We start from the raw sequence: 14,625 nt of genomic DNA, 5'->3' as shown, positions 1-14,625 counted from the left end.
GCCAGCGGCCTCTCTCTACGCCTTCGGGAATGATGTCGAGGTGAAGCTCTGATGGGCGGTGTGTTGTGGAACATAGGCGCCTTCATCGTTGCCCTCGGGCTGCTGGTGGCGGTACATGAATTTGGTCACTTCTGGGTAGCCCGCCGCTGTGGTGTCAAGGTCGAGCGTTTCTCCATCGGCTTTGGCAAGGCTATCTGGCGCCGCGTCGGCAAGGACGGCACCGAGTATGTGCTGGCCCTGATCCCGCTGGGTGGTTACGTCAAGATGCTGGACGGCCGGGTCGACGAGCTCAAGCCGGGGGAGGAGGCACAGGCCTTCAACCACAAGAGCGTCTGGGCGCGAATGGCCATCGTCGCGGCCGGCCCCATGGCGAACTTCGTGTTCGCCCTGTTCGCCTTCTGGCTGATGTTCATGATAGGCGTGCCCAGCGTCAAGCCGGTGGTCGGCGAGGTGCGCCCGGCCTCCATCGTGGCCCAGGCCGGCATCGAGCCCGGCATGGAGATCGTCGGCGTCGGCGACGAGCAGACCGGGGACTGGGAGAGTGTGACCTATGCCCTCATCAGCCATCTGGGTGATGATTCGGTCCAGCTCAGGCTGAAGGCGCAAGGCGCCAGCTACGCGGTGGACAAGACGCTCATGCTGGGGGATTGGACCTTCGATCCGGACAAGGAATCTCCCATCGGCAGCCTGGGGATAGTACCCCTCGGCGGCAAGGTGCTGCCGGTGGTGCAGGCCATAGTGCCCTCGAGCGCCAGCGAGAAGGCGGGCTTGCAGGTGGGCGATCGCATCAAGGGCGTGGGGGAGCAGGCGATCACCGAATGGGCTGAGTTTGTCCTGCGGGTGCAGCAATCACCGGAGCAGCCACTGCAGGTGACGGTGGAGCGCGAGGGCAGCGATCTGACCCTGACTCTGACCCCGGATGTGAAAAAAGTACGGGGCCAGCTGGTCGGTTTCGTCGGCTTGTCGCCGCAACTGGTTCCATTACCGGATGAGTATCGAGTTCTGTTACAGTATGGGCCTTTGCAAGCCTTGTGGCATGGGGTCCAGAAGACCTGGAGCCTGATCACGCTGACCTTTGACATGATCGGCAAGCTGATCGGTGGCATCGTCTCCCTGGACAACCTGAGCGGCCCCATCTCCATCGCCAAGGGTGCCGGCAGCAGCGCAGATTACGGGTTGGTCTATTTCCTCGGTTTTCTGGCGCTCATCAGTGTCAACCTGGGGATCATCAATCTGTTCCCCCTGCCGGTGCTGGATGGGGGCCATCTGGTCTACTTCCTCATCGAGGCAGTCACCGGCAAGCCGGTACCAGAAAAAATTCAGGAAATTGGGTTCAGGATAGGCGCCGCCATTCTGATGTTACTGATGGGCATTGCGCTGTTTAATGATTTCGCTCGCCTCTGAGGCTAGAGCATCAACAAGGACACATAAGAACAAAATGGCTGTTAAAAAAGCATTGGTGTTGAGTTGCCTGCTGGGAGCCAGCTTCCTGGCTCAGGCGGCCCCTGCCTCTTTTGTGGTGCAAGACATACAGGTCGAGGGTCTGCAGCGGGTGACCCTGGGCGCCGCCCTGTTGAATCTGCCGGTCCGGGTCGGTGACTCCGTGGACTCGGTGGCCCTGGCCAACGCCATCAAGAAGCTCTATGCCTCCGGCAACTTCGAGGACGTCAAGGTCTATCGTGACGGCCAGGTGCTGCAAGTCGTGGTGAAGGAACGCCCGACCATCTCCAGCATCGAGTTTTCCGGCAACAAAGATATCAAAGAGGAGCAGCTGACCCAGAGCCTGGAGTCCTCCGGCATCCGTGTCGGTGATCCCCTGGATCGCACCGTGCTGAGCTCCCTCGAGAAGGGACTGGAAGATTTCTACTACGGCGTGGGCAAGTACTCCGCCAAGGTCAAGGCCATCGTCACCCCGCTGCCCCGCAACCGGGTCGACCTCAAGTTCACCTTCGTGGAAGGGGAAGCGGCCAAGATCCAGCAGATCAACATAGTCGGCAACCAGGTATTCCCGGAAGAGAAACTGCTGGCCCAGCTCTCCTTGAAGGACGATGTGCCCTGGTGGAACTTCACCGGTGATCAGCGCTATCAGAAGCAGAAGCTGGCCGGTGACATCGAAGTGCTGCGCTCCTACTACATGGACCGCGGCTACATACGTTTCGCTCAGGAGTCCACTCAGGTCTCCATGACCCCGGACAAGAAGGGCGTCTACGTCACCCTGAACATCAAGGAAGGGGATCAGTACAAGGTCTCCGGCGTGCAGCTCAAGGGCGATCTCATCGACCGTGGCGGCGATATGAAGGGGCTCATCCCCATAGAGGCAGGCAGCGTCTACTCCGCCAGCCAGGTGACCCACACCGAAGAGGTGCTCTCCAAGTTCCTCGGCCGTTATGGCTACGCCTACCCCAAAGTGGTCACCTTCCCCCAGGTCAATGACAAGACCAAGGAAGTGGAGCTGATCGTCAACATAGAGCCGGGTCCCCGGGTCTATGTGCGCAACATCAACTTCAGCGGCAACGTCACCACCAAGGACGAAGTGCTGCGTCGCGAGATGCGTCAGATGGAAGGCACCTGGCTCTCCTCCGACAACGTCGAGCAGTCCAAGACCCGTCTCAACCGCCTCGGCTTCTTCGAGACCGCGGAAGTGGACACCAAACGGGTGGCGGGCAGCGACGACCAGGTCGATCTGGACTTCAAGGTCAAGGAGCAACCGGCAGGTTCCATCAACGCCGGCATCGGCTACGGTACCGAGTCTGGTCTGAGCCTGCAGGCGGGCCTGCAGCAAGACAACTTCATGGGGACCGGCAAGAAGATCGGCATCAACGCCAGCACCAACGACTACTCGAAGAACATCGATCTCAGCTACAACGATCCCTACTTCACCGTCGATGGCGTCAGCCTGGGTGGCCGCCTCTACTACAACAAGTTCAGTGCGGCCGATGCCAACATCGTTGACTACGAAAACACCACCATAGGTTTCCGCCTCTCCAGCGGTTTCCCGGTCAACGAGAACAACCGTCTCGACTTCAGCCTCGGCTACGAGAACAACAAGCTGTCCCAACCCAACCCCTATGTGCAGGTGGATGAGTTCTGGAAGGTCTACCAGGCCAACCTGGACGGCGACAACCGCATGGTGTTCAACACAGTGGACGTCACCGCAGGCTGGACCCGCTCCACCCTCAACAAGGGTCAGTTCCCGACCGCCGGTGACCGTCAGCGGGTGAACGCCAAGGTGACTGTGCCAGGCATGGATCTGCAGTACTTCAAGCTCAACGCCGAAGACTCTCATTACTTCCCGTTCGATGCCGACCACCAGTGGGTCATGCTGGCCAAGGCCCGCGCCTCTTACGGCAATGGCTACGGCAGCAACGGTGACTACGACCACGTGCTGCCCTTCTTCGAGAACTACTACGCCGGTGGCTTCGATACCCTGCGTGGCTTCAAGAGCAACACTGTCGGCCCGAAGGCGCTCTACTACTACAACCTGGGTGGTAACGACGTGATCCAGGGTACCGACAGCTCTGTGGGGGGCAATGCCCTGGCGGTGGCCTCCCTCGAGATGATAGTGCCGACGCCGTTCGCGTCTGAAAGCTACCAGCCCCAGCTGCGAACCAGCTTCTTCATCGATGCCGGTACCGTGTGGGACACCACCTTCGAATATGGCCAGTACCAGAACCGTTGCTTCAGTGGTTGCAACTATCTGATGGACTACTCCGACCCCAGCAATATCCGGATGTCGGCCGGTCTGTCACTGCAGTGGCTCTCTCCCATGGGGCCCCTGGTGTTCGTGTTGGCGCAGCCGCTCAAGAAATACGAAGGGGACGATACCGAAGTCTTCTCCTTCAACATCGGCCGTACCTTCTAAAGGCGGGCCCGCCCCCACCAGGGGGTATTCAATGATGGGACGCGCAGCTTGCGTGCCTCACCAGGTAACAAGCCGGTCCCAGAGATCGCTTGCACAATCAGGTAAATCAGGTAGCCCTCGACCGAGGGACCAAGGAGTAAGTGTGAATAAAGCGTTGAAAGTAGCTGGTTTGAGTTTTGCACTGATGGCTGCCGGTATGGGCTCCGCCTGGGCTGAGACCAAGATCGCCGTGGTCGACATGGGCGAAGTCTTCCAAAAGCTGCCCCAGCGTGAAGCCGTGGCCAAGAAACTGAAGGGCGAGTTCGAGCCGCGCATGCGCGAGCTGCAGAAACTGGAATCCGACGGTCAGGCTCTGGTCGAGAAGTTCAAGAAGGATGAAGCCTTCATGAGCAACGAACAGAAGAAGCAGAATCAGGAAAAACTGGCCAAACTGCAGATGGAGTTCAACCAGAAGCGTCAGGCGTTCGAGCAGGACAACGGCCGTCGTCAGTCCGAAGAGCGCAACAAGATCCTGACCAAGGTGCAAGCTGCCATCGATTCCATCGCCAAGAGCAATGGTTATGATCTGGTGCTGGAGCGCAATGCTGCTCCCTATGCCGCCAGCAAGCTGGACATCTCCAGCCAGGTTATCTCTCAGGTAAGCAAGAGCAACTAATTGATGGCATTCACTCTCGCACAGCTGGCCCAGCAACTGGGGGCCGAGGTCCATGGGGATGGGACCCGGGAAATCCGCAAGGTAGCGACACTGGAAAAAGCCGGGGAGGGGGAGATTGCCTTCCTGTCCAACAAGAAGTACCGGCATTTCCTGGAGCAGAGCAAGGCGACTGCCGTGCTCATCACTGAGGCGGACCTGCCGTTTTGCCCCACCAATGCCCTGGTGCTCAAAGACCCCTATGTGGGGTTTGCCCGGGTAGCCCAACTGCTGGACACCACACCGCAGCCAGCCACGGATATACATCCGAGTGCCGTCATCGCGGCGGATGTGCAACTGGGCGAGAGAGTGGCCATCGGCGCCAATGCGGTCATCGAATCCGGCGTCGTGCTGGGGGATGATGTCCGCATAGGTCCGGGCTGTTTCGTTGGCAAGAATACCCGACTGGGAGCACGCTCCCGGTTGTGGGCCAACGTCACCCTGTATCATAACGTGACCCTGGGCACGGACTGTCTGGTGCAAGCCGGCACCGTGATCGGGGCCGACGGTTTCGGTTATGCCAACGAGCGTGGCGAGTGGATCAAGATCCCCCAGCTCGGCGGCGTGACCATAGGCAACCGGGTGGAAATCGGTGCCTGCACCACCATAGACCGCGGTGCCCTGGAAGACACCCGCATCGCGGACAACGTCATCATCGACAACCAGTGCCAGATCGCCCACAACGTCGAGATCGGTTATGGCACAGCCATCGCGGGTGCGACCACTATGGCCGGTAGTCTCAAGGTCGGCAAATACTGTATCATTGGCGGCGCTTCCGTCTTTAACGGGCACATGGAGATCTGCGACCAGGCCACCGTCACAGGTATGGCCATGGTGATGCGACCCATTACCGAGCCCGGCATCTACTCTTCCGGCATCCCCCTGCAAACCAATAAAGAGTGGCGTAAGACCGCCGCCCGGGTGATGCGTATCGAAGAGATGCACAAGCGGTTGAGCCGACTTGAGAAAAAGCTGGATCAAGAATAATCACGATTGGTATAGGGTACTGTTTTGACTACTGAAAAGAAAAGCCTGGGGATCCAGGAAATCATGGATCTGCTGCCCCACCGTTATCCGTTCCTGATGGTGGACAAGGTGGAAAATTACGAGATCAGCGATGAGCGCAAGACCCTGCGCGCCATCAAGAACGTCTCGTTCAACGAGCCGATCTTCCAGGGGCACTTCCCGGCCAAGCCGGTGTTCCCCGGCGTGCTGATCCTGGAGGCCATGGCCCAGGCGACCGGTATCCTGGCCTTTACCATGGTGGGCAAGCCGTCCCCCAATGAGCTCTATTACTTCGCCTCCATCGACAACGCCCGCTTCAAGCGTCCGGTCGGCCCTGGCGATCAGCTGGTGCTCGACGTAGAGTTCCTGAAGGAGCGTCGCGGCATCGCCAAGTTCACCGGCGTTGCCACTGTCGACGGTGAAGTAGTCTGTACCGCCGAACTGATGTGCGCCAAACGCGAGGTGTAACCGTGATTGACCAGACTGCCATCATCCACGATACCGCCATCGTCCATGAGTCTGCCGTGATCGGCAAAGGGGTTGAAATCGGCCCCTTTACCGTCATAGGTGCCGAGGTGGAGATAGGTGACGACACCTGGGTGGGTTCCCACGTGGTGATCAAGGGCCCGACCAAGATAGGCCGTGGCAACAAGATCTTCCAGCACACCTCCATAGGTGAAGATTGCCAGGACAAGAAGTACGCCGGTGAGCGTACCTTCCTCGAGATCGGCGACAACAACGTGTTTCGCGAGAACTGCACAGTGCACCGCGGCACCACCCAGGATCAGAGCCTGACCAAGGTGGGCAGCGGCAACCTCTTCATGGTCAACGTCCACGTGGCCCACGACTGCATGATCGGTGACAACTGCATCTTCGCCAACAACGCGACCCTGGCGGGCCATGTTCACATCGGCGACTTCGTGATCTTCGGCGGTCTGTCTGCCATCCATCAGTTCGGCCGCGTCGGCTCCCACGCCTTCGTCGGTGGCTGCGCCGCCCTGAACAAGGACGTGCCGCCCTACGTGATGGCCGCCGGCAACTACGCCAAGCCGTTCGGGGTCAACTCCGAAGGGCTGCGTCGTCGTGGCTTCACGCCCGAAGCCATCTCGGCCGTCAAGCGTGCCTACAAGGAGATCTTCCGCTCCGGCAAGACCATCGAAGAGGTGTTGCCGGTACTGAGCGAGATGGCGGCCACCGAACCGGCCGTCCAGCTCTATGTGGATTTCCTCAAGGACAACGAGCGCGGGATCATCCGTGCCTAAGCCTATCAGCATCGGCATAGTCGCCGGAGAGACCTCCGGCGACATCCTGGCTGCCGGTCTGGTGCGCGAGCTGCTGGCTCGCTATCCCGATGCCCAGTTCGAAGGGATCGCCGGGCCGCGGATGCAGGCCCTGGGCGTCAAGGCCCTGTTCGAGATGGAAGAGCTTTCCGTCATGGGCATCAGCGAGGTGCTGGGACGTCTGCCCCGGATCCTCCAGGTGCGCCGCGAGCTGCTGCGCCACTTTATTGCCAATCCTCCTGACATCTTCGTCGGGGTGGATGCACCGGATTTCAATATCGGGGTGGAGCTGAAACTGCGCCGCGCCGGTATCAAGACGGTCCACTATGTCAGCCCCTCTGTCTGGGCCTGGCGTCAGGGCCGCATTCACAAGATCAAGGCCGCCACCGACATGGTGCTCGCCTTCCTGCCGTTCGAGAAAGCCTTCTACGACCGTTTCGATGCTCCCTGCCGCTTCGTGGGGCACACCATGGCGGACGACATCCCCCTGGTACCGGATCAGGCCGCCGTGCGCAAGGAGCTCGGCATCGATCCCGCCCGTCGCTGGCTGGCGGTGTTGCCGGGCAGCCGGCATGCGGAGGTAGCCTTCATGGCGCCGGTCTTCCTCGAGGCGTGCAAGCATCTGACGGTGCACTGCCCGGATCTCGGCTTCATCGTGCCGCTGGTGAACGAAACGCGGCGCGAGCAGTTCCTCGCCATCAAGGCCGAGGTGGCGCCGGATCTCGACATGGTGCTGCTGGATGGTCAGGGCCGTGAGGCCATGATCGCCGCCGACGTGGTGATGCTGGCGTCCGGCACCGCCGCGCTGGAAGCCATGCTGGTGAAGCGGCCCATGGTGGTGGGTTACAAGCTCAAGCCGCTCAGTTACTGGCTGGCCCAGTGGCTGGTGAAGACGGAGTATGTCTCCCTGCCGAATCTGCTGGCAGACAGGATGCTGGTGCCCGAGCTCATCCAGCATGAGTGCACCCCGGCCAACCTGGTGGAAGAGGTCAGCAAGTTGCTGGAGCACGACAACAGCGAGCTCATCGCCACCTTCACCAAGTTGCACCAGAAGATCCGCTGCAACGCCGATGTGCAGGCCGCCGAGGCGGTGGCCGAGCTACTCGACAGATAGGATGGCTGGCGGCGCGCTTTTGGCGTTATGTTGTGCTGATACTGGCCCTGCGGGGCCGGTTTTGATTCAAGGCCTGTGATATGACGATCGATATTCCACAAGACAAGCTGGTTGCCGGGGTTGACGAGGTGGGTCGCGGCCCTCTGGTGGGTGACGTGGTCACCGCCGCGGTGATCCTGGACCCCGCCAATCCCGTTGAAGGCCTCGCCGATTCCAAGAAGCTCTCCGAGAAGAAGCGCCTCGCCCTGTACGGCGAGATCAAGGCAAAGGCCCTGGCCTGGTCCATAGGCCGCGCCACCCCGCAGGAGATCGACGAGCTCAATATCCTGCACGCTACCATGCTGGCCATGCAGCGCGCCGTGGCGGGCCTCTCTATGACACCTGAACTGGTCTTTATCGACGGCAACCGCTGCCCGGCTCTGCCGATGGAGGCGCGCGCCGTGGTCAAGGGCGACAGCCTGGTGGCCGCCATCAGCGCCGCCTCCATCCTTGCCAAGGTGACCCGGGATGCCGAGATGACCGAGCTGGATAGCCGCCATCCCGAGTACGGCTTCGCCCGCCACAAGGGTTATCCCACTGCCGAACACCTCGCCATATTGGCCGAGCGCGGCCCCCTGCCCGAATATCGGCAGAGCTTCAAACCGGTGCGCCGGGCGCTGGGGATCGAATAACCATGGCCGATCCTCGCTTCGTCCACCTGCGGGTCCACTCCGACTTCTCTATGGTCGATGGCCTGCAAAAGATTGGCCCCATCGTCTCGGCGGCCGCGGCCAACAACATGCCGGCGCTGGCCCTGACCGATCAGATGAACATGTGCGGTCTGGTGCGCTTCTATGGCTCCGCCCATGGCAAGGGGATCAAGCCCATCGTCGGTGCGGATTTCTGGGTGCAGAGCGATGAGCTCGGCGACGAGCAGTTCCGCCTCACCCTGCTTGCCATGGACAACGACGGCTACCAGAACATCACCTTGCTCATCTCCCGCGGCTACCAGCGCGGCCACGTGCAGGGGCGACCCGTCATCGACAAGGGCTGGCTGGTCGAACACGCCAAGGGGGTGATCGTACTCTGTGGCGGGCGCGAGGGGGATCTCGGCAAGTTCCTGCTCAAGGGCAACCGCCAGATGGTGGAGCAGAGTCTCGCCTTCTACCAGACCCACTTCCCGGATGCCTACTACCTGGAGCTGCTGCGCACCGGCCGACCCGACGAAGAGGTCTACCTGCACATGGCGGTGGCCATCGCCGCCGAGTTCGATCTGCCCGTGGTGGCCACCAACGAGGTGGTATTCCTCGGGGCCGACGACTTCGATGCCCACGAGATCCGGGTCGCCATCCACGACGGCTACACCCTGATGGACAAGCGCCGTCCGCGCCGCTACAGCCCGCAGCAGTACCTGCGCAGTCAGGAAGAAATGTGCGAGTTGTTTGCCGACATCCCGGAGGCGCTGGAAAACACGGTGGAGATCGCCAAGCGCTGCAACGTGACGGTGCGTCTGGGGGAGTATTTCCTGCCGAACTTCCCGACCGGCGACATGACCACCGAAGACTTCCTGGTGATGAAGTCCAAGGAAGGGTTGGAAGACCGCCTGGCCTTCCTGTTCCCGGATCCCGAGGTACGCGCCGCCAAGCGTGGCGAATACGACGAGCGCCTCGACATCGAGCTCAAGGTGATCAACCAGATGGGCTTCCCGGGTTACTTCCTCATCGTGATGGAGTTTATCCAGTGGTCCAAGGACAACGGCATCCCCGTTGGCCCGGGTCGGGGATCGGGGGCGGGGTCGCTCGTGGCCTATGCCCTCAAGATCACCGATCTGGATCCCCTCGAGTTTGATCTGCTGTTCGAACGTTTCTTGAACCCCGAGCGGGTTTCCATGCCCGACTTCGACGTCGACTTCTGCATGGACAGACGGGACGAGGTGATCGAGCACGTCTCCGAGATGTATGGCCGGGAGGCGGTGTCCCAGATCATCACCTTCGGCAGCATGGCGGCAAAGGCTGTGGTGCGGGATGTGGGCCGTGTGCTGGGCCACCCCTATGGGTTCGTGGATCGCATCTCCAAGCTGATCCCGCCGGATCCGGGCATGACGCTGGCCAAGGCGTTCGAGGCCGAGCCCAAGCTGCCGGAGCTCTACGAGCAGGACGAGGAGGTCAAGGACCTCATCGACATGGCGCGCCGGCTGGAAGGTGTGGTGCGCAATGCCGGCAAACACGCCGGTGGCGTGGTGATAGCCCCCACCAAGATCACCGACTTTGCGCCGCTCTACTGCGACGATTCCGGCCACCACCCGGTGACCCAGTTCGACAAGAACGACGTGGAATACGCCGGCCTGGTGAAGTTCGACTTCCTGGGGCTGCGGACCCTCACCATCATCGACTGGGCGCTCGGCATGATCAACCCGCGCCTCGCCAAGGAGGGCAAGCCGCCGGTCGACATCGCCGCCATCCCCATCGATGACAAGAAGTCGTTCGCCCTCTTGCAGCGCTTCGAGACCACGGCGGTATTCCAGCTTGAATCTCGCGGCATGAAGGATCTGATCAAGCGGCTGCAGCCCGACTGCTTCGAAGACATGATCGCCCTGGTGGCGCTGTTCCGACCCGGCCCGCTGCAATCCGGCATGGTGGACAACTTCATCGAGCGCAAGCACGGCAAGGAGGCTATCTCCTACCCGGACGAGAAGTGGCAGCACGAGAGCCTCAAACCCATACTGGAGCCCACCTACGGCATCATCCTCTACCAGGAGCAGGTGATGCAGATAGCCCAGGTGCTGGCGGGTTATACCCTGGGCGGTGCGGACATGCTGCGCCGGGCCATGGGCAAGAAGAACCCCGCCGAGATGGCCAAGCAGCGTTCCGGCTTCGAGGAAGGGGCGGTCAAGAACGGCGTCGACGGCGAACTGGCGATCAAGATCTTCGATCTGGTGGAGAAGTTTGCGGGTTACGGCTTCAACAAGTCGCACTCCGCCGCCTACGCGCTGGTCTCCTACCAGACGCTCTGGCTCAAGACCCACTTCCCGGCCGAGTTCATGGCGGCGGTCATGACCGCCGACATGGACAACACCGACAAGATAGTGACCCTGGTGGACGAGTGTCAGCGCATGGGGCTCACCGTCATACCCCCTGACGTGAATACCGGCCGCTATCGCTTCTCGGTCAACGAAGATGGCCATATCGTCTACGGAATAGGCGCGGTGAAGGGGGTCGGCGAGGGCCCCATCGATGCGATTCTCAGCGCGCGGGATCAGGACGGGCCCTTCCGCGACCTGTTCGACTTCTGCAACCGGGTCGACATCAAGAAGCTCAACAAGCGGGTGATGGAAAAACTCATCCTCTCCGGCGCCATGGACCGGCTCGGCCCGCACCGCGCCGCCCTGATGGCGACGCTGGAGGAGGCCATGCGCGCCGCCGAACAGCACGCCAAGGCCCAGGCGGTGGGGCAGGTCGACATGTTCGGGGTGCTCACCGAGGAGATAGACGACGTCAAGAAGGCGTTCGCCAACGTGCCGCACTGGCCCGACAAGGTGTGGCTGGAAGGGGAGCGCGAGACCCTCGGGCTCTACCTGACCGGCCACCCCATCAACCAGTACAGCAGCGAGCTGCGTCGCTATACCTCGGGCCGTCTGTGCGATCTGCATCCCACCTCCCGGGACACAGTGACCACGGCGGCGGGGCTGGTGATCGCGGCCCGCAGCATGGTGACCAAGCGCGGCAACAAGATGGGGATCTTCACCCTGGACGACAGATCCGGCCGTCTGGATGTGACCCTCTTCAGTGAAGCGCTGGAAAAATACGAAGAATTGATGCAAAAAGACCGTATTTTAGTGGTTTCTGGACAGGTCAGCTTTGATGACTTCTCCGGTGGCCTTAAAATGTCGGCCCGCGAATTGCTGGATATCAACGATGCGAGGGAGCGTTTCGCCAGGGCGATCCGCATTTCCCTCGATGAACAACGCATTGACGAACGCTTTTTCCCGCGTTTGTGCGAGATTTTGGAGCCCGCCCGTGCCGGAGTCTGTCCGGTTCAGGTAAACTATCGTCGGCCCGGCTCCCGGGCGCGATTGACGCTCGGTACCGAGTGGCGGGTGACTCCCACCGATCAACTGATAGATGACTTGCGAGTCCTGCTTGGACGAGAGCGGGTTGAATTGGTTTTTGATTAGAGGATCTATTGTCCCTATGAGTCTTTTTCTGGATTTTGAACAGCCGATCGCCGAATTGCAGGCACAGATCGATGAACTTCGCCATGTGAGCGAGCACAACAGTGCCGTGGATCTCAGCGAAGATATCCGTCGGCTGGAGAAGAAAAACGAAGAGCTGACCAAGAAGATCTTCGGCGATCTGGGTGCCTGGCAGGTGTCCCAGATGGCGCGTCATCCCCAGCGCCCCTACACCCTCGACTACATCGAGCAGATCTTCACCGACTTCGACGAGCTGGCCGGTGATCGCGCCTACGCCGATGACAAGGCCATCGTCGGCGGCATCGCCCGCCTGGACGGTGAGCCCGTCATGGTGATTGGTCAGCAGAAGGGTCGCGAGACCAAGGAGAAGATCCGTCGCAACTTCGGCATGCCACGCCCGGAAGGGTACCGCAAGGCCCTGCGCCTGATGGAGATGGCCGAGCGCTTCAAGATGCCGATCATCACCTTCATCGACACCCCGGGTGCCTATCCCGGCGTGGGTGCCGAGGAGCGTGGCCAGTCCGAGGCCATCGCCCGCAACCTGAAAGTCATGGCCGGCCTGACCGTGCCGGTGGTCTGCACCGTGATCGGTGAAGGCGGCTCCGGCGGCGCGCTCGCCATCGGGGTTGGCGATCGCGTCAACATGCTGCAGTACTCCACCTACTCCGTCATCTCGCCGGAAGGGTGTGCCTCCATCCTGTGGAAGAGCGCCGACAAGGCGCCGGTGGCCGCCGATGCCATGGGCATCACGGCCCAGCGCCTGAAGGAGCTGAAGCTCATCGACAGCATCGTCGAAGAGCCCCTCGGCGGCGCCCATCGCAACGTGGAGCTGATGGCCCAGCGCCTGAAGGATCGCATCAAGCAAGATCTCGCTGCCTTGCGCCCGCTGGACAGCGACCAGTTGCTGGAGCAGCGCTACCAGCGTTTGCTGGGTTACGGCTACTGCTAACGCCCCTGTGCATCTGTTGTGAAAAGTCCCCGCATTGCGGGGACTTTTTTATGGGCGGCAGAAAACCTGAGATCTCATCTCGTCATCACCTCTTCCCTCACCTGTACCAGGGGGCGGCGCGGGTGGCGGGGGGCCTTGGCCTGCGTGAGGCGACGCCACTCCCGCCATAGCAACCAGCACAGGGGCGGAGTCAGCAGCAGTACGGTTGCGGGCTGGGCCAGCAGCACACCGTCGCGGCCCCACCAGAGCGGCAGCAGGAAGATGAGGGGCAGCAGCAGTGCCGTCTTGGCGGCTGAGATGACCAGGGCCTGGCGGGTGCGAGCCATGGATTGCAGCAGCACTATGCCGAACATGATGATCCCCTCCAGTGGAATGGCGGCAAGGTTGAGGGTCAGGCTGCTGACGGCGGCGGCCAGCAGCTCGGCATCCTGATCCCCGGTGTAGAGCATGGCGACCTGGCGGGGCAGCAGCTGGATCAGCAGCCAGACCGCCAGACCGTAGATGAGAGTGATCTTGAGCCCCATGGCCATCAGGAATCTGAGATCCCGCTGGCGCCCGGCCCCGGTGGCCTGACTGATCAGCGGCTGGATGCCGAAGGCCAGCCCCTGCAGGATCACGATGAACACCGCCTCGGTGTAACCCGCCACCGTGAAGCCCGCCAGATCCTTGACCGATCCGATCCGTGCACCATCAGCTGGCTGTTGTGCAGCAGCAGCAACAGCCCCAGGTTGAACTGGGCGATCAGGCTCGGCAGCCCGGTGAACAGCAGGTTCGGCATGGCCGGGACGCTGGGCACCAGTTGGCGCCAGCCCAGGCGCAACCTGGCGCGGGAGGTAAAGAAATAGCCGAGGCCAAGCAGGCTGACCACCCCTTCCGAGATGAGGGTGGCCTGGGCCGTGCCCACCAGTCCCAGCCCCAGGCGGCCGACCATGATGTAGTTGAGCAGTATGTTGAGCAGGGCACCGCCGCTCACCAGCACCATGGCAAGGCGAGGTCGACCGTCGTTGCGCAGCAGATAGGGCACCGCCAGGTTGCTGGCCAGCAGCAGGGTGCCACCCCCAATCCAGGTGAGGTAGTCACTGGCCTGCTGCCAGGTCTCGGTGCCCGGAACAATGCCCAGGGCCAGCAGGATGTCATGATGCCAGTGGTGCAGCAGCAGCGGCGCCAGGGCCCCCAACAGCCCCAGCAACCAGAGCGCATTGACCAGGGCCTGGCGGGCCAGGGCGAAGTTTCTGGCACCCTGCTGGAGGGAGATGGCGGTCGCCGCCCCCATGGCTATCATGGCGGCGAGGCCGATCAGCACCATGATGACCGGATAGACCAGGTTGATACCGGCGAGACCGGCGGCCCCCACATAGTGGCCGACGAAGATGCCATCCACCAGGTAATAGGCGCCGGAGACCAGCATGGCCATGATGGAGGGGAGTGCATAGCCCCAGAAACGGCGGGTCATGGCCCGCTGACGGCGAATGAAATAGGCTGACATAGCTGTGCTTCTGCGGGTTTGGGGATCGAAGGCACAGTGTAGATTCTTATCTTTCTATTGATAATCC

General features: G+C 61.5%; 10 protein-coding genes and 1 pseudogene. 10 read left to right on the top strand and 1 reads right to left on the bottom strand.

Annotation, left to right across the window (positions count from 1 at the left end; translation table 11 throughout):
* Positions 1-51 precede the first annotated feature (51 nt).
* The 10 genes from rseP (at position 52) to accA (ending at position 13,072) form a co-directional block, all read left to right on the top strand.
* Positions 52-1,404 (top strand): sigma E protease regulator RseP, encoded by a 1,353-nt coding sequence (rseP, locus tag BN1127_RS11290; protein ID WP_042649526.1) that lies wholly within the window; start codon positions 52-54, stop codon positions 1,402-1,404.
* 34 nt (positions 1,405-1,438) lie between these two features.
* Positions 1,439-3,862, top strand: coding sequence for an outer membrane protein assembly factor BamA (gene bamA, locus BN1127_RS11285; protein WP_042649525.1), 2,424 nt, complete (start codon positions 1,439-1,441; stop codon positions 3,860-3,862).
* 142 nt (positions 3,863-4,004) lie between these two features.
* Complete coding sequence (locus BN1127_RS11280) at positions 4,005-4,517, top strand: OmpH/Skp family outer membrane protein (RefSeq protein WP_042649524.1); 513 nt, start codon at positions 4,005-4,007, stop codon at positions 4,515-4,517.
* A gap of 3 nt (positions 4,518-4,520) precedes the next feature.
* Positions 4,521-5,540, top strand: a complete 1,020-nt coding sequence (gene lpxD / locus BN1127_RS11275; RefSeq protein WP_042649559.1) for a UDP-3-O-(3-hydroxymyristoyl)glucosamine N-acyltransferase — start codon at positions 4,521-4,523, stop codon at positions 5,538-5,540.
* Between the two features lie 24 nt (positions 5,541-5,564).
* A complete protein-coding gene (gene fabZ, locus BN1127_RS11270) occupies positions 5,565-6,026 on the top strand; it encodes a 3-hydroxyacyl-ACP dehydratase FabZ (RefSeq protein ID WP_010673414.1) in 462 nt (153 codons plus the stop codon).
* Positions 6,027-6,028: 2 nt separating this feature from the next.
* The gene (gene lpxA / locus BN1127_RS11265; RefSeq protein WP_082030063.1) at positions 6,029-6,820 is read left to right on the top strand and encodes an acyl-ACP--UDP-N-acetylglucosamine O-acyltransferase; all 792 of its coding nucleotides are present in this window, start codon (positions 6,029-6,031) and stop codon (positions 6,818-6,820) included.
* Positions 6,813-7,952, top strand: coding sequence for a lipid-A-disaccharide synthase (lpxB, locus tag BN1127_RS11260; protein WP_042649523.1), 1,140 nt, complete (start codon positions 6,813-6,815; stop codon positions 7,950-7,952). Before lpxA ends, lpxB begins: the two co-directional genes overlap by 8 nt.
* An 80-nt stretch (positions 7,953-8,032) precedes the next feature.
* Positions 8,033-8,623, top strand: coding sequence for a ribonuclease HII (rnhB, locus tag BN1127_RS11255; RefSeq protein WP_042649522.1), 591 nt, complete (start codon positions 8,033-8,035; stop codon positions 8,621-8,623).
* 2 nt (positions 8,624-8,625) lie between these two features.
* The gene (gene dnaE / locus BN1127_RS11250; protein ID WP_005330830.1) at positions 8,626-12,105 is read left to right on the top strand and encodes a DNA polymerase III subunit alpha; all 3,480 of its coding nucleotides are present in this window, start codon (positions 8,626-8,628) and stop codon (positions 12,103-12,105) included.
* A gap of 16 nt (positions 12,106-12,121) precedes the next feature.
* The gene (gene accA / locus BN1127_RS11245; RefSeq protein WP_005330832.1) at positions 12,122-13,072 is read left to right on the top strand and encodes an acetyl-CoA carboxylase carboxyl transferase subunit alpha; all 951 of its coding nucleotides are present in this window, start codon (positions 12,122-12,124) and stop codon (positions 13,070-13,072) included.
* Positions 13,073-13,146: 74 nt separating this feature from the next.
* Here accA and BN1127_RS11240 read toward each other — a convergent pair.
* Positions 13,147-14,558 (bottom strand): annotated as a pseudogene (locus BN1127_RS11240) (MATE family efflux transporter).
* Positions 14,559-14,625: the final 67 nt, after the last annotated feature.

The organism is Aeromonas media (assembly GCF_000819985.1).
GTDB lineage: Bacteria > Pseudomonadota > Gammaproteobacteria > Enterobacterales > Aeromonadaceae > Aeromonas > Aeromonas media.
Note: the sequence above shows the minus strand (reverse complement) of the source record. Positions and strands in the feature narration are given on the sequence as shown.

What these genes read in the sequence shown, in the direction of transcription:
- rseP (WP_042649526.1), top strand. Translation starts at nt 52, where the DNA reads ATGGGCGGTGTGTTGTGGAACATAGGCGCCTTCATCGTTGCCCTCGGG.
- bamA (WP_042649525.1), top strand. Translation starts at nt 1,439, where the DNA reads ATGGCTGTTAAAAAAGCATTGGTGTTGAGTTGCCTGCTGGGAGCCAGC.
- lpxD (WP_042649559.1), top strand. Translation starts at nt 4,521, where the DNA reads ATGGCATTCACTCTCGCACAGCTGGCCCAGCAACTGGGGGCCGAGGTC.
- rnhB (WP_042649522.1), top strand. Translation starts at nt 8,033, where the DNA reads ATGACGATCGATATTCCACAAGACAAGCTGGTTGCCGGGGTTGACGAG.
- dnaE (WP_005330830.1), top strand. Translation starts at nt 8,626, where the DNA reads ATGGCCGATCCTCGCTTCGTCCACCTGCGGGTCCACTCCGACTTCTCT.
- accA (WP_005330832.1), top strand. Translation starts at nt 12,122, where the DNA reads ATGAGTCTTTTTCTGGATTTTGAACAGCCGATCGCCGAATTGCAGGCA.